Origin of the sequence: Streptomyces sp. B15 (assembly GCF_018070605.1) — a bacterium.
Taxonomy (GTDB): domain Bacteria; phylum Actinomycetota; class Actinomycetes; order Streptomycetales; family Streptomycetaceae; genus Streptomyces; species Streptomyces smyrnaeus.
On sequence record NZ_JAGPXJ010000068.1, the window covers coordinates 26695 to 41940 of the forward strand.

The following is a 15246-nucleotide window of genomic DNA, read 5'->3' on the forward strand; positions in this document are numbered from 1 at the left end:
AAGGTTGCCTCCTCTTCCCTCTTCGCCCGGTATTTTGCCAAACCGTGACACACGGATGCCGCTGCGTATCCTCGAGGCATGCCGCGTACCCCCGCACCGTCCCGCCCAGTCGGAACGGTCACGCGCGGAACGACGAACCCGAACCGGCTGCGGCGGATGGACCGCTGGATCGCCGCCGCGCACGGTCCCGCGCTCCGCCGCTCCCCCACACCGCCCACCGCCGTCGACCTCGGCTACGGCGCGGCGCCCTGGACCGCCGTCGAACTGCTGGAACGGCTCCGCAAGGTGCGCCCGGACGCCCGGGTGTACGGCGTCGAGATCGACCCGGAGCGGGTGGCGGCGGCCCACCCGTACGAACGTGCGGGGCTCGCCTTCGTCCGCGGCGGCTTCGAGCTCCCCGTCGAGGGGGCAGGCGGCCCACGGCCGGCGGGGCTGACACTGATCCGCGCGGCGAACGTGCTGCGCCAGTACCCGGAGGCGGAGGTCCTCCCCGCGTGGCGGCGGCTGTGCGGCCGGCTGGCGCCGGAAGGGCTGCTGGTCGAGGGAACCTGCGACGAGATCGGCCGCCGCCACGTCTGGGTGGCGCTCGGCCCCGAAGGCCCCCGGACGGTCACCTTCGCGGCCCGTCTCGCCACCCTGACCGCCCCCTCCGACCTGGCCGAACGGCTCCCGAAGGCGCTCATCCACCGCAATGTGCCCGGTGAGCGGATACACACGTTCCTCAGCGACTTCGACCGCGCCTGGGCCACCGCCGCTCCCTACGGCGCCCTCAGCGCCCGGCAACGCTGGGTGCGTGCGGTACGCGCCCTGGCCGCGGACTGGCCTCTGGCGGACGGCCCCCGTCGGTGGCGTCAGGGTGAGGTGACGGTGCGGTGGAGTGCGGTGGCGCCTGTGAGGTGACGTTCCTGGAGGGGAGCCCCTGTCCGTCGTCCGGCTAGAGAGGGTCGCCTTGCCTCCAGTGGTGGCCGAAGGCGAAGCGGGCGGCCTCCACCTCGTGGCGCTGGTCGGCGTGCAGGACCCCGAGGGCGTAGGCGGTGGCGGGGGCGATGCGCGGGGTGGCGGCGGCCGAGGCGGCCGCCGCTGCCGCGGCGGCGGCGTCACGGTGCCGCTCCAGCGCCTCACCCGCCGGGCCCAGCCGCGGATCGGGCTCGGCACAGGGGCCCAGCACCTCCTGCGCGTAGCGGTGCAGCCGCAGCAGCACCCGTACGTGATCCCAGGCGGCGTCCTGCCGCGCCTCGGTGCCCAGCGACCGGGCGAGCGCGTCCGCGTTGTACGGGGCTTCGGCGCGGGAGAGGGGCAGCGCGGCGACGGCCTCGGTGAGCTTGCGGCGGGCCTGGTCGGCCAGCGGGGGAAGGACGGCCGCCGCCGGCCGGTCGGCGGCCTCGCCCCCCGGGCGGAACGGGGCCTCCGAGGCGAGCAGCGCGACGGCGTCCGCGACCGCGTGGAAGCGGGCCGAGCCCAGCGCCTGGAGCGCGGCCGAGTGGGCCCGCGTACGGGACAGGGTGAGCCGGCGCTCCAGCAGCGCTCCGGCACGGGCCGCGCCCACCGGCAGGGCACCGCGCTCACGGGTCGCCACGCCACCGCGGCTGCCGCCGCCGCCCGACTGGCCGGTGCCGCCCGCCCGGCCCCCGGTGCCGCCCGGCGCGGCGGCGGAGGCCCCCGGCGGGCGGGCACCCGCCTCGCCGGGCGGCGCCTCGCCCTCGCGGCCCGTCCCCCCGCCGCTCGCCAGCCGGTGCAGGGCGCCCAGCAGCCGCTCCAGCCGCGCCGCGTAGGCGTACTCGCTGGCCAGCGCGCCCGCCAGCCAGCTCAGTTCGGTACGCAGATCGTCGGCCCAGACCGGGTCGAGCAGCGAACGGTAGGTGATCAGCGCCCCGTTCAACCGCCGGGCGGCACCCCGGAGGGTCTCGACGGACGCGGCGGCGCGGGCCGGATCGGCCGTGCCGGACGCACCCCCCGAGCCCGGGCCGGACGCGCCGGACGCGGCGCCCGTGCCCTGCGCATGGTCCCGCAGTCCGCGCAGGAACTCCGCGGCGCGCTCGTGCAGATAGCCACCGAGCACCTCGGCGGCCGTGCCCGCGAGCGCTTCCGGGTCGGCGGACGCACTCGTCGCCGTGCCGGGGGCCGGCTGGGTCGCCGTGCCCTGTGCCGTGCCCGTCCCGACGGCCTGCGCGGGCTCCCGCGTGCCGTGTCCGGACCCGACGACCACGTCCCGGCTCCGTCCCATCACGTCCCCTTCCCCGCACGGCGCGCGTTCCCCGCACCGTGCACGCGTGCCGAACCGCACTCACGTCGCTGCACCGACCTCAGCTCCCCAACAGCCGCCCGGCCCCACGCGTCACGTCCGCGTCGCCGGACCACGCTTGCGCCGCCGCCCCTCGATCAGCATTTCCTGCACGTTGGACAGCCGCTGCCCGTTCTCGTCGTGGGCGTGCCGCGTCCACTCGCCGTCCGGACCCAGATGCCAGGAGGCGGTGGCGTCCGACATGCCCGTGACCAGCAGCCGGTCGAGGGAGGCCCGGTGCGCGGCGTCGGTGACCCGCACCATCGCCTCGATCCGCCGGTCGAGGTTGCGGTGCATCATGTCGGCGCTGCCCAGCCACACCTCCGGCTCGCCGCCGTTGCCGAAGCAGAAGACCCGCGAGTGCTCCAGGAACCGGCCCAGCACACTGCGCACCCGGATGTTCTCGCTCAGCCCCGGCACCCCGGGCCGCAGTGCGCAGATCCCGCGCACCCACACCTCCACCGGCACCCCCGCCATGGAGGCGCGGTACAGGGCGTCGCACACGGTCTCGTCCACGATCGAGTTGACCTTGATGCGGATGTACGCCTCGCGCCCGGCCCGATGGTGGGTGATCTCCCGCTGGATCCGGGAGACCAGTCCGTCCCGCAGGGAGTGCGGAGCGACCAGCAGCCGACGGTAGGTCTCCCGCCGCGAATACCCCGACAGCCGGTTGAACAGGTCGGACAGATCCGCGCCGACCTGCTGGTCGGCGGTCAGCAGCCCCAGGTCCTCGTACAGCCGGGCCGTCTTGGGGTGGTAGTTGCCGGTGCCCACGTGCGCGTACCGGCGCAGCACCTCGCCCTCCTGCCGCACCACCAGCGACAGCTTGCAGTGCGTCTTGAGACCGACCAGCCCGTAGACGACGTGGCAGCCGGCCTCCTCCAGCTTCCGCGCCCACTTGATGTTGGCCTGCTCGTCGAAGCGGGCCTTGATCTCCACCAGCACCAGCACCTGCTTGCCGGACTCGGCGGCGTCGATCAACGCGTCCACGATCGGCGAGTCGCCCGAGGTGCGGTACAGCGTCTGCTTGATCGCCAGCACGTCCGGGTCGCCGGCCGCCTGCTCCAGGAACGCCTGGACGGAGGTGGAGAACGAGTCGTAGGGATGGTGCAGCAGCACATCGCGCTCGCGCAGCGCCGCGAAGATGTCAGGGGGCGAGGCGGACTCGACCTCGGCCAGATCCCGGTGGGTGCCGGCCACGAACTTCGGATACTTCAGCTCCGGGCGGTCCATGGCCGACGCGATCCCCGACAGCCCGGTCAGATCCAGCGGCCCCGGCAGCGCGCAGACCTCCGCCTCGCTCACCTTCAGCTCGCGGACCAGCAGATCGAGGACGTACGGGTCGATGGACTCCTCCACCTCCAGCCGTACGGGGGGACCGAACCGGCGCCGCATCAGCTCCTTCTCCAGGGCCTGCAGCAGGTTCTCCGCGTCGTCCTCCTCGACCTCCAGGTCCTCGTTCCGCGTCACCCGGAACATGTGGTGCGCCAGCACCTCCATACCGGGGAACAGCTCCTCCAGGTGCGCCGCGATCACATCCTCCAGCGGGACGTAGCGGTGCGGCGAGGCCTCCAGGAAGCGCGGCAGCAGCGGGGGCACCTTCACCCGCGCGAAGTGGTTGTGCCCGCTGACGGGGTTGCGGACGACGACCGCCAGATTGAGCGACAGCCCGGAGATGTACGGGAACGGATGCGCCGGGTCGACCGCCAGCGGGGTGAGGACCGGGTAGATCTGCCGCCGGAAGAGGGTGAACAGCCGGGCCTGTTCCTTCTCCGTCAGCTCCGCCCAGCGCAGCAGCTGCAGCCCCTCGGCGGCCAGCGCCGGGGCGATGTCCCGCTGATAGCAGGCGGCGTGCCGCGCCATGAGCTCCCGCGAACGGTTCCAGATGCCCTCCAGCACCTCGCGCGGCTTGAGCCCCGACGCGCTGCGGGTCGCCACACCGGTCGCGATCCGCCGCTTGAGACCCGCGACGCGGACCATGAAGAACTCGTCGAGGTTGCCCGCGAAGATCGCCAGGAAGTTCGCCCGTTCGAGCAGCGGCGTCCCGGGGTCCTCGGCGAGTTCGAGCACCCGCTCGTTGAAGGCCAGCCAGCTGCGTTCGCGGTCCAGGAAGCGGTCGGGCGGCAGATCCGTCACCGCCGCCTCACCGTCGGGGCGGTCCCGGTCCCCCTCGTACACATCGGCGTCGGAGTCGAGGTCCGGGTCCAGGCCCAGGTCGGGGCCGGCCCCGGGGACGTTGCTGGAGACGTTGCCGGGGTTGGTCATAACGCCATTGTCGACGCTCTGCGCTGCGAGGCTCTCTGCGAGGGAGGACCGGACCATTCCGCGAGGCTCGCACGCGAGTTTGAATCAACGGTTACGTCGACATGGCATCGCGGGGTGCCCCGGGTGGCGTACCGGGGGGATATGCCCCGTGCCCCCCGGGCCGCCGCTCCCGCGCTGCCCCAGCGTCACGTTTCCGTGCGGTACATCAGGTCCGTCTCGTGGGTGCGGAAGCCGAGGTTCTCGTAGACGCGGACGGCGGCGGTGTTGTCGGCGTCCACATAGAGCATCGCGGTCGGCAGGTCCCGCTCGTCGGCGAGATACCGCAGACCGATGGTGGTGAGGGCCTTGCCGAGGCCGCCGCCCTGCGCCTCGGGGCTGACGCCGAGGACGTAGACCTCGCCCAGTCCCTCCGCCGAGTGCACCTTCGTCCAGTGGAAGCCGATCAGCCGCCCGTCACGTTCGGCGAGGAAGAAGCCGACGGGGTCGAACCAGGGCTCGGACTTGCGGTCGTCGAGGTCGCGCTGGGTCAGGGTGCCCTGCTCGGGGTGGTGGGCGAAGGCGGCGGCGTTGAGGGCCAGCCACGCGGCGTCGTCCTCGCCGGGGCGGAAGGTCCGCACGGTCACCCCCTCCGGCAGCACGGGGTCGGCCAGTTCGAGCCCGGCCAGCGGGCGCCGCAGCTGCCGCAGCTCGCGGAAGAGGGTCATGCCCAGGCTCTGGGCCAGGTGCCGGGCGGCGGGGTGGCCGCCGTGCGCCCAGACCCGGAGCCGCCGCCCGGACAGTTCCAGCAGTGTCTGCCCGAGCCGCCTGCCGTGGCCGTTGCCGCGGCGCGTGGGTGCGACGACGAGCTCTCCGGCGGGGGCCTCCACCGGGTCGGTGTCCTCCAGCTGCGCGTAGCCGGCCAGCACCCCGTCGCCGTCGCGCAGCATCAGATGGCGTACGCCCGGGCGGGCGCCGCCGCGCAGTTGGAGCCTGCCCTGCTCGGAGACGGCGGGCTGGCCGTCCTCCCGCGCGGCGGCGTCGATCAGTGCCTGGACCTCACGTACGCCCTGCGCGGACACCTCGTCCACAACATCCACGTCACTCATGGGAACGACCCTACGGCCGAACGCACACGAGTGAACGCCGCGTCCCCTTCCCGGCTTCCGTTCTTCGTGTGTCAGCCGGGCGGCTCGGCGGGCGGCGGGGTGGGCGCCCCGGGCAGCCGCAGCACCGCCTCGGTACCCGGGCCGCCGTCCGCGGGGTGCCGGAGCCGCACATCACCGCCGCTCTGCCGCACGGTGCGGGCGACGATGGACAGTCCGAGACCCGAACCGGGCAGGCTCCGCGCCGTCGGCGAGCGCCAGAACCGGTCGAAGACGTGCGGGAGTTCGTCGGCGGGGATGCCGGGCCCCTGGTCCCGCACGGTCAGCACCCCGTCCCGCAGCACGGTGTGCACGGTGCCGCCCTCCGGGCTGAACTTGATCGCGTTGTCCAGCAGATTGACGACGGACCGCTCCAGCGCCGCGGGTTCGGCCCGTACGTACCAGGGGGCCAGCTCGGTCGTCAGCGTCAGCCGGGGCCCGCGCGGACGGACCCGTTCCACGGCACGCTCGGCGATCTCGTGCAGGGCGACCACCCCCGTCCGGGAGGGGGCGTCCGGGGCTGTGGTGCCGCCCTTGTCACCGGAGCCCTCCTCACCGTCCGGCATCGTCTGCGGGCGGGAGAGCTCCTGCAGATCCCCGATCAGCTCGGCCAGCTCGGCCATCTGCGCCTGCACGGACGACAGCAGCTCCCTGCGGTCGTCCTCGGGGAGTGGCCGCCCGGTCTCCTCGCTGCGCACCAGCAGGTCGATGTTGGTGCGCAGCGACGTCAGCGGGGTGCGCAGCTCGTGTCCGGCGTCCGCGATGAGCTGCTGCTGCAGTTCCCGGGAGGAGGCCAGCGCCTCGGTCATGGCGTTGAAGGAGCGGGACAGCCGCGCGATCTCGTCGTGGCCGTCCGTCGGGATGCGTACCGCCAGATCCTCGGTGCGGGCGATGTGCTCGACGGCCTCGGTGAGCCGGTCGACGGGCCGCAGCCCGGCGCGGGCCAGCGCCACACCGGCGCCGGCCGCACCCAGTACCCCGGCGCCGCCGACCAGGCCGAGGATCAGTGCGAGGTTGCGCAGCGACTCGTCGATCTCGGCCATCGGCCGGGCCACCGACACCGCGAGCCCGGTGCCCGCAACCGGTGTGGTGCGCACCCGGTACTCGGTGCCGTCGGAGGCGCGCGCCGTGTGCAGGGACTCGCGCCGGCGCCGCTCGGCCACCCGCACGTCGGCGTCGGTCACATCCAGTTTCCGTCCGACGATCACACAGCTGCCGCCGGAGGTGTCCACCACCTGCACGGTGGCGCCGAAGGGGTTGGGCGCGGGCTGGTCGGGCGGGGTGCACTGCCCGGACTGCACCCGGTCGACGACCGTGCCGGGCGAGACGGAGTTGTCCCGCAGCGAGTCGTCCAGCGAGTTGAGCAGCTGCGCGCGCACCAGGAACCAGCAGGCCAGCGCGCAGGCGGCGACCGCCAGCGCCACCGTTGTCGCGGCCAGCAGCGCGAGGCGTCCGCGCAGCGGCATGGAGACGGCGCGGGCGCCCTTGCGGCGCAGCCGGAACAGCGCGCTGCGCCGAGAGCTCACGTGTCGTCCCTGAGGACGTAGCCGACGCCGCGCACCGTGTGCACCAGGCGCGGTTCGCCGCCCGCCTCGGTCTTGCGTCGCAGATACATCACATACACGTCCAGCGAGTTGGACGACGGCTCGAAGTCGAAGCCCCAGACGGCCTTGAGGATCTGTTCCCGGGTGAGCACCTGGCGCGGATGGGCGAGGAACATCTCCAGCAGCGTGTACTCGGTGCGCGTCAGCTCCACCGGGCGCTCGCCCCGGGTCACCTCGCGGGTCCGCAGATCCATCCGCAGATCGGCGAAGGACAGCGTCTCGGGCTCCTGGGCCGCCTCGGCCTGCGCCTGGGCGCGGGCGTAGGAGCTGCGCCGCAGCAGCGCCCGGACGCGGGCGAGGAGTTCGTCCAGTTCGAAGGGTTTGACCAGGTAGTCGTCGGCGCCCGCGTCCAGTCCGGTGACGCGGTCGCCGACGGTGTCGCGGGCGGTCAGCATCAGGATCGGCACCCGCTGCCCGGTGGCCCGCAGCCGCCGGGCAGCGGTCAGCCCGTCCATGCGCGGCATCAGCACATCGAGGACGACGAGATCGGGCCGGTGCTCGGCCACCTTCTCCAGGGCCTCGGCACCGTCGGCGGCCAGCTGGGTCTCGTACCCCTCGAAACTCAGGCTGCGGCGGAGCGCGTCACGGACGGCGGGCTCGTCGTCCACGACGAGGATGGTCTGCCGCTCGGACGCCGAAGGGGAGGACGAGGAGGATGCGATCTCGGAGGCCATGGCTCCCAGCTTGGCACCGTCCCGACCGTCGGGCAGGTGGAGCACCGCCCTCACGCACCGCCCTCCCGCAGCGAGCCCAGGTCCTGCTTCACATCGTCGACCGGGATGGCGAAGCCCAGGCCGACGCTGCCCGCGCTGGACGTGGAAGCCTGGCCGTCCCCGGAACCGGAGGAGAAGATGGCCGAGTTGATGCCGATGACCTGCCCGGACATGTTGAACAGCGGGCCGCCGGAGTTGCCCGGGTTGAGGGAGGCGTCGGTCTGTATGGCCTTGTAGGTGGTGGTCTCCCCCTGGACGCTGCCGTTGTACTGACCGCCGTCGTACTCGAACGGCCACCCGCCGCCGGGTCCGCCGCCTTGGCCGCCCTGCTGCCGGCTCTGGTCGCCGTCCTCCTTGGGGACCTTCACCTCGCGGTCCTTGGCGGAGACGATGCCGCTGGTCACGGTCCCGGACAGGCCCTCGGGGGAACCGATGGCGACCACCTGGTCGCCGACGCCGACCGCGTCCGAGTCGCCGAGCGCCGCGGGCTTGAGATCGTCCTGCCCATCCACCTTGAGCAGCGCCAGGTCCTTGTCGGCATCGGTGCCCACGACCTCGGCCTGTGCCGTCTTGCCGCTGCTGAAGGTGACCCGCACCGTGTCGGCGCCGGACACGACGTGGTTGTTGGTGACGATCTCGCCGTCCTTGGTGATGATGACGCCGGAGCCGGTCGCCTGTCCGGAGCTGCTGGTCGACTTGATCTCCACCACGCTGTCCCGCACGTTGTGCACCACCTCGGACACCCCGCCCTTGGCGGTCGCGTTGCTGCCACTGGCGGCGGGGGCCGCGGCGCTGGTCCCGCCGTGGCCGTCCAGGAGCTGCTCCATCCCGTAGGCGGTGCCCCCGCCGATCACGGCCGCGACCGCGGCGACGGCGGTGAGCAGCGCGGCCGGGCGCCGCATCCGGCCGCGCGGCGGGCGGCCGTGCCCGGCGGGGAGGGCGTCCCCGGGAGCTGCGGAGGCGCCGGGGGCCGCTGAGCCGGTGGGGGCGCCGGGGTCGGCGGGGAACGTCGCGTACGGCGGCGAAGCCGGCGGCGGCGGGGGTACGGCACCGTGGGCCGCCGTGCTCTGTGCGCTCTCCGTGCTCGCCGGGCCCTGCGGGGCGGGCCCGGGGTACGGCTGCTGTCCGGTGTGCGGGGTCTCCCGTTCGAAGTTCTCCATGCCACCGAGAGTGGTCCCGCAATATGAGAACGGGCTGAAGAGGCCCTGAGAAAGCTCCGAGTTCCTGCCGGCGTCAGGCCGGACGGCACCCGCACGAGCGCCGGACGACGAGGCCGGACGGGAACTGCCGCACCCTGCCCTTGCCGACCTGGGCGTGACCGCCGGCGGCAGCCGCGGGGACGCCGCCGTTGCGCCCGCCGGGAATCCGCAGCGAGTCGTCCAGCACCAGGTCGACGGCGGCCTTCGCCATCCCCTCGCGGTCCGAGCCGACGGTGGTCAGCGGAGGGTCGGTCAGCGCCGCCTCCTTCACATCGTCGAACCCCGCGACCGCCAGCTCGCCGGGCACGTCGATGCCGAGCTCACGCGCGGCCCGCAGCACCCCGATGGCCTGGTCGTCGGTGGCGCAGAACAGCGCGGTGGGCCGGTCGGGGCCGCTGAGCAGGTCCAGCGCGATCCGGTAGGTGTCGTACCGGTTGAACGGGGACTGGAAGAGGCGGCCCTCCACGGACTTGCCCGCCTCCTTCATCGCCCGGGCCCAGCCCTCGACGTGATCGGTCACCGGGTCGCCGTGCTCCGGCGTGGTCTCCGTCCCGCCGAGGCAGGCCACGTAGGCGTGGCCGTGCTCCAGCAGATGCCGGGTGGCCAACTGGGCGCCGCCCACGTCGTCGAGGACGACGGCGACGTCGTCGATGGCCTCGGGCCGCCGGTGCATGAGGACGACGCGGGCGTCCCACGCGTCGATCTCCGTCGCGGCGTGCTCGCTCGGGCCCGCGCTGATGAGGATGAGGCCGGAGACGCGCATCCCGAGGAACGCGCGCAGATAGTGCACCTCGCGCTCGTCCAGATAGTCCGAGTTGCCGACCAGGACCATCTTTCCGCGCTCGGCCGCCGCGCGTTCGACGGCGTGCGCCATCTCCGCGAAGAAGGGCTGGCGTGCGTCGGGGACGACCAGGCCTATGAGGTCCGTACGCCGCGACGCCATGGCCTGCGCGACCCGGTCCGGTCGGTACCCCAGCTCCTTGATGGCGGCGAGCACCCGCTCGCGGGTCGCCGGCGCGACCGGGCGGGGACCGTTGTTGATCACATAGCTGACAACGGCTGTCGAGGTCCCCGCCACTCTTGCCACGTCGTCCCGCGTCACCTTGGCCACGCCGAGAGTCTACGCGGGATGAGCCCTCTCACCACTCCGCCGCATGCCCACTTCTTGCCGCACACTTTCCCGCCGCGACGGTGCTCAGCCGCCTCCTACCTGTCCGGCGGTGCCGAACTCACCCGCACCGCGGGTCGGCCCGGCACCGCCGGACAGATACGACGTGGCTAGTCGCCGTTGCGGCGGGACGAGGGAGCGCCCGATGAGGACGCGGCCTCCCTTGCGACGCGCTCCGCCTCATCCGCCACGGACGACTCCGCGGAGTTGGCGCCCTCGCTCTTCTCGGCCGCCTTCTCGGGAGAGACGAAGCGGTAGCCGACGTTGCGGACGGTGCCGATCAACGCCTCGTGCTCCGGGCCCAGCTTGGCCCGCAGCCGCCGCACATGGACGTCGACGGTACGGGTGCCGCCGAAGTAGTCGTAGCCCCACACCTCCTGAAGGAGCTGGGCCCGGGTGAACACCCGCCCGGGGTGCTGCGCCAGGAACTTCAGCAGCTCGAACTCCTTGAAGGTCAGGTCCAGTACCCGCCCCTTCAGTTTCGCGCTGTAGGTCGCCTCGTCGACCGACAGATCACCGTTGCGGATCTCCATCGGGCTGTCGTCGGCGGCGACCTGCTGACGGCCGGTGGCCAGCCGCAGCCGGGCCTCCACCTCGGCGGGCCCCGCCGTCTCCAGCAGGACGTCGTCCACCCCCCACTCCGCCGTCACGGCGGCGAGCCCGCCCTCCGTGACGATCAGCATCAGAGGGCAGCCGGGCCCGGTGGAGCGCAGCAGCTGACACAGGGACCGCACCTGGGGAAGGTCGCGGCGGCCGTCGACCAGGATCACGTCGGCGGACGGGGCGTCGACCAGCGCGGGCCCCTCGGCGGGGGCGACGCGCACATTGTGCAGGAGCAGCCCCAGCGCCGGCAGCACCTCGGAGGAGGGCTGGAGTGCGTTGGTGAGGAGAAGCAGTGAACTCATGCGGTGACACCCGCCCTCGGGGAGAGGGACCACGTGATCCGGGTGCCACATGGTTGGTGCGCTTTCGAACGGCCTCGGTTCCGGTCTCGGTTCTGCACGGTTCGCTTGCCCATGACGTCGAGTTCCCTCCTGGCGCCCTGCGCCGGGGCGCCACCCGGGCCGTCGCCCGGGGGAATATGGCGGCACTGCTTCGTACGGCACTGCCCGAGGGCCGGGCCGCGGCCTGTCCTACCGGCCTCGACCCCCAGAAAGCACAAAAGGACCCGGGGGCGACGCTGCCCGGATCCTGCTTGCCAGCAGAATACCCACATGAGAGTCGGAGCGGCATGTGACATCGCTCGCGCTCCCCGGCCGGGCGTCACGGACAGTGCCCAGGCGGGGGCGGTGCGGAGGGAGTTGCGGACGGCGGACGGAGTCCGCATCGAGGCCCGGTACGAGCCGTACGCGGGGCGGGCCGCGGACCGCGGCCCGGACCGGGATCCGGGCGTCATCGTGCTGGCGCACGGCTTCACCGGCTCCCTCGACCGGCCCGCACTGCGCCGCGCGGCCACCGCGTTCACCGCGCACGCGGCGGTCGTGACCTTCTCCTTCCGGGGGCACGGCCGCTCGGGCGGGCGCTCGACGGTGGGCGACCGGGAGGTGCTGGACCTGGCGGCGGCAGTGGCGTGGGCGCGGACGTTCGGGCACCGCCGGGTGGCGACCGTCGGCTTCTCGATGGGCGGCTCGGTCGTTCTGCGGCACGGGGCGCTGCACCGGACGGAGCACGGCAACGGTCACTCAGCGTCATCCTCTCGCCCAGTGGTGCACAGGGGGCGCACAGTCGCGCACCCGGTTGACACGGGGGACACGGAAGGTGGCACCGGCACTGCGGCCTCCCCCACCGACGCCCCGCCCGCCGACGCCGTCGCTGCGGGGCACGGCGGCACCCACGCGGACGCCGTGGTCGCCGTCAGCGCACCCGCCCGCTGGTACTACCGGGGCACGGCACCGATGCGCCGACTGCACTGGGCGATCCAGCATCCCCTCGGCCGCCTCGTCTCCCGCTACGGACTCCGCACCCGCGTCCACCACCGGGACTGGGACCCGGTCCCGCTCTCCCCCGTCGCCGCGGCCCCGCTGCTCGCCCCGGTGCCGCTGCTGGTCGTCCACGGCGACCAGGACCCGTACTTCCCGGTCGACCACCCCCTCGCACTCGCGGACGCGGCGGACCCGGAGTCGTCCGAGCTGTGGCTGCTGCCCGGTTTCGGCCACGCCGAGAACTCCGCCGACGCCGCACTGCTGGAGCAGATCGGTGACTGGGCGGCCACCCGGCTACGCGCACCCGCCGCGAGGCCCCATCATGGGAGCCGCGACGCGCACGGCCCACGCGCCGCCGACAGCACGACGGAACAGACACCGGGCCACACACAGGACGCCACCGAGGGCACGGACGGCTGAGAGGGACCCCACCATGGCCAGCGGCACGATCCGCTACTGGGCGGCGGCGAAGGCCGCGGCAGGCACCGCCGAGGAGCCGTACGACGCCGACACCCTGGCGGACGCGCTGCGGCGCGCCCGCGAGACCCACGCCGAGCAGCCGGAGTTCGCACGCGTACTGCTGCGCTGCTCCTTCCTGGTCGACGGCGACCCGGTCGGCACCCGCGCCCACGAGACCGTCCCCCTCAGCGAGGGCGGGACCGTCGAGGTGCTCCCTCCGTTCGCGGGGGGTGCCCGATGAACGACGGCCGGTACCAGGAGTCCTACGACGGCGGGTACGACGAGTACGGCCGCCCCGTCCCGCAGGCCGACGCACAGCCGCTGCCACCGCACGAGCCGTGGCCGGCCCCCGCCCCGTACGAGCCCTACGGCACCCATGGGGCCTACGGGGCTCACGGTTCCTACGAGCCCTCGTACGGGCCGACCCACGAGGTGACCTACGAGGTGACCCGGATCGACGAGCCCGGCCCGCACAGCACCACCGGCCACCCCCCGGCCCCGTACCCCACGTACGAGGCCACCGGCTGGAATGCCGGTGCGCTCCCGCACGAGGCCCCGGCCCCCCATCAGCCCCTCCCCGAGCCCTCCGGCCAGCCCCGGCCCGGGACCGCCGCTCCCCTGCCACCGGAAGACCACTCCGCGCCTCAGCCGATGCCTCAGCCCCAAGCCCAGCCCCAGCAGCACCCGCACCCGCACCCGCACCCGCACCCGCACCCGCGGCAACCACAACCACAGCCGCAGCCCTACGGCACCCCGGCCGACCCTGCGCAGCACAGGCAGGCCGCCCCGCATCCGCAAGGCGCCCAGGGTGCGGCACAGACCACCGCCGCCCCTTCGGCACTCACCGCCCCGCGCGGGGCGAGGGAGCGCACCGGGTCGCCGATCATCGCGCCCGGGTTCCAGCCGGCGGCCGTCACCACGGTGCTGGCCGCGCTGCTGGCCGGGGCCGCGCCGCTGGGAAACGGGGCGCTCACCGGCGCCCTGGTGCTGCTCCAGGCGCTGACGGCGGCCGGCTGGTACCGGCTCAACGGCATGTGGCCCGCCCGCCAGGGCATCGCCCTCGCGTTCGTGGCGGGGCTGACGGCCGACGCCGGGCTGCTGCTGACCGACGGCTGGAAGCATCTGCCGTCCGGAGCCCCGGGGAACGCGCCGACGGTGCTGCTCGGCGCGGCCGGTGTCTGGTGCGTGCTGTCCCTCGTGCTGCAGTTGCGCAACAACTCCAGCCCCGACGAACGCCTCTACGCGCTCACCGCCGGCTTCGCCGCCATCGGTCTGACGGTGCTGGCCGCCGGACTGCTGACCACCGAGCCGGACGCCGTGACGCTGGGCGCCGCGGCCGTCGCGGTGGGCACGCTGGTGCGCGCCGTACCGCTTCCCGCGCCGGTCTCGATCCTGTTCGCGCTCGCCGCCGCCGCAGGGGCCGGAGCGGCGACGGGGCAGCTGAGCGGGGTGGATCCGGTCCCGGCCGCGCTGATCGGCCTGGGCGCCGGTGTCTGCGCACTGCTGGGCCTGCGGGTGGCCAGCTACGACTGGCCCTCCCGGTTCGTCCACATGACAGCGGGCGTCGCCCTCCCCCTCACGCTGGCCACTCCCGCGGTCTATCTGCTGGGCCGCTTCGTGTTGTAACAACGCCCCACCAACCTCAGCAGCACCACGCCTCCCCCGGTCGGCGGAGGCTTCCTGCGGGTTACGCTCGCAGCCAGCCAGCCGACTGTGGGGGGATTACGGACACGATGCGCGCACTTCGCATACTGCTTGTGACCCTGGTGGTACTCGCCGGACTCTTCGTGGCGGCCGACCGCATCGCGGTGAACCTGGCCGAGGACGAGGTGGCCAAGAAACTCAAGGGACAGCTGGGAGCAGCCTCCTCCGATGACCCGTCCGTCTCCATCGAGGGCTTCCCGTTCCTCACCCAGGTCGTCACCAAGGAACTGGACAAGGTGAAGATCGAGGTGGCGGATGTCACCGCCACGACGAGCGACCGCCAGGTGCGACTGAGCAAGGTCACCATGGAGGCCGACGACGTGCGGCTGTCGAACAACTTCGGCACAGCGGTCGCGGAGCGGGCCACCGGCACCGTGCACCTCTCCTACGCGGATCTGTCCAAGGCCGCCGACGAGGGTGTGCAGGTCAGCTACGGCGGCAAGAGCACCTCCGGCAAGGACCAGGTGAAGGTCACCGCCAGTGCCGTCCTCCCGATGCTGGGCCGCACCGTCGAGCGCAGCGTCTACAGCACCGTCAGCGTGACCGGCGGCGACACGGTACGGCTGCACGCCGACAAGGTGCCCGGCTCCCGGATCCCCGGTGTCGAGGACGCGATCCGCAAGAAGATCGACTTCGACCGCAGGATCGACCGCCTGCCCGAAGGGCTGAAGCTGGAGAAGGTCGAGACCACCAAGGACGGGGTGGACGTCTCCATGACGGGCACCGACGTCCGGCTGGCCGGCTGACCCACCCGCCCGACCCCGGGACCCGGGCGAGATCCCCGGTCCCGGAATACGAGACAGCCGGGTC

Annotated in this window: 13 protein-coding genes; 5 read left to right on the forward strand and 8 right to left on the reverse strand. The window is 73.4% G+C overall.

The features are described 5' to 3' along the window. Positions 1–78: 78 nt before the first annotated feature. The gene (locus tag KBY19_RS25905; protein ID WP_210966816.1) at positions 79–900 is read left to right on the forward strand and encodes a class I SAM-dependent methyltransferase; all 822 of its coding nucleotides are present in this window, start codon (positions 79–81) and stop codon (positions 898–900) included. Positions 901–934: 34 nt separating this feature from the next. Here the strand turns inward: KBY19_RS25905 and KBY19_RS25910 are convergent, their stop codons facing one another. The 8 genes from KBY19_RS25910 to KBY19_RS25945 form a co-directional block, all read right to left on the reverse strand. Further along, entirely contained in the window at positions 935–2224 is a 1290-nt protein-coding gene (locus KBY19_RS25910) for a CHAD domain-containing protein (RefSeq protein WP_210957503.1), read from the reverse strand. Positions 2225–2335: 111 nt separating this feature from the next. After that, positions 2336–4546 (reverse strand): RNA degradosome polyphosphate kinase, encoded by a 2211-nt coding sequence (locus KBY19_RS25915; RefSeq protein ID WP_247691428.1) that lies wholly within the window; start codon positions 4544–4546, stop codon positions 2336–2338. Between the two features lie 185 nt (positions 4547–4731). Then, positions 4732–5706, reverse strand: a complete 975-nt coding sequence (mshD, locus tag KBY19_RS25920; RefSeq protein WP_180289920.1) for a mycothiol synthase — start codon at positions 5704–5706, stop codon at positions 4732–4734. Then, on the reverse strand, positions 5703–7133 hold the full coding sequence (locus KBY19_RS25925) for a HAMP domain-containing sensor histidine kinase (protein WP_099886601.1): 1431 nt from the start codon (positions 7131–7133) through the stop codon (positions 5703–5705). The genes mshD and KBY19_RS25925 overlap by 4 nt, the downstream gene beginning before the upstream one ends. 56 nt (positions 7134–7189) lie before the next feature. Continuing rightward, a complete protein-coding gene (locus KBY19_RS25930; protein ID WP_099886602.1) occupies positions 7190–7945 on the reverse strand; it encodes a response regulator transcription factor in 756 nt (251 codons plus the stop codon). A 50-nt stretch (positions 7946–7995) separates the two neighbouring features. Beyond that, positions 7996–9144: a S1C family serine protease gene (locus tag KBY19_RS25935; protein ID WP_099882381.1), complete on the reverse strand. Its 1149-nt coding sequence runs from the start codon at positions 9142–9144 to the stop codon at positions 7996–7998. A gap of 73 nt (positions 9145–9217) precedes the next feature. Next, complete coding sequence (locus KBY19_RS25940) at positions 9218–10294, reverse strand: LacI family DNA-binding transcriptional regulator (RefSeq protein WP_099882383.1); 1077 nt, start codon at positions 10292–10294, stop codon at positions 9218–9220. 167 nt (positions 10295–10461) lie between these two features. Then, positions 10462–11256 (reverse strand): response regulator transcription factor, encoded by a 795-nt coding sequence (locus KBY19_RS25945; RefSeq protein ID WP_099882385.1) that lies wholly within the window; start codon positions 11254–11256, stop codon positions 10462–10464. Positions 11257–11565: 309 nt separating this feature from the next. Here KBY19_RS25945 and KBY19_RS25950 point away from each other — a divergent pair, with 309 nt between their 5' ends. The 4 genes from KBY19_RS25950 (at position 11566) to KBY19_RS25965 (ending at position 15182) form a co-directional block, all read left to right on the forward strand. Then, the gene (locus KBY19_RS25950; protein ID WP_210966817.1) at positions 11566–12693 is read left to right on the forward strand and encodes an alpha/beta hydrolase; all 1128 of its coding nucleotides are present in this window, start codon (positions 11566–11568) and stop codon (positions 12691–12693) included. A gap of 13 nt (positions 12694–12706) precedes the next feature. Further along, positions 12707–12973, forward strand: a complete 267-nt coding sequence (locus tag KBY19_RS25955) for a MoaD/ThiS family protein (protein ID WP_185017451.1) — start codon at positions 12707–12709, stop codon at positions 12971–12973. Further along, positions 12970–14358 carry a hypothetical protein gene (locus KBY19_RS25960; RefSeq protein ID WP_210966818.1) on the forward strand — a complete coding sequence of 463 codons (1389 nt, stop codon included), beginning with the start codon at positions 12970–12972 and terminating at the stop codon, positions 14356–14358. The genes KBY19_RS25955 and KBY19_RS25960 overlap by 4 nt, the downstream gene beginning before the upstream one ends. Before the next feature lie 107 nt (positions 14359–14465). Beyond that, positions 14466–15182, forward strand: coding sequence for a DUF2993 domain-containing protein (locus KBY19_RS25965; protein WP_099882389.1), 717 nt, complete (start codon positions 14466–14468; stop codon positions 15180–15182). The last annotated feature ends 64 nt before the right edge of the window (positions 15183–15246 follow it).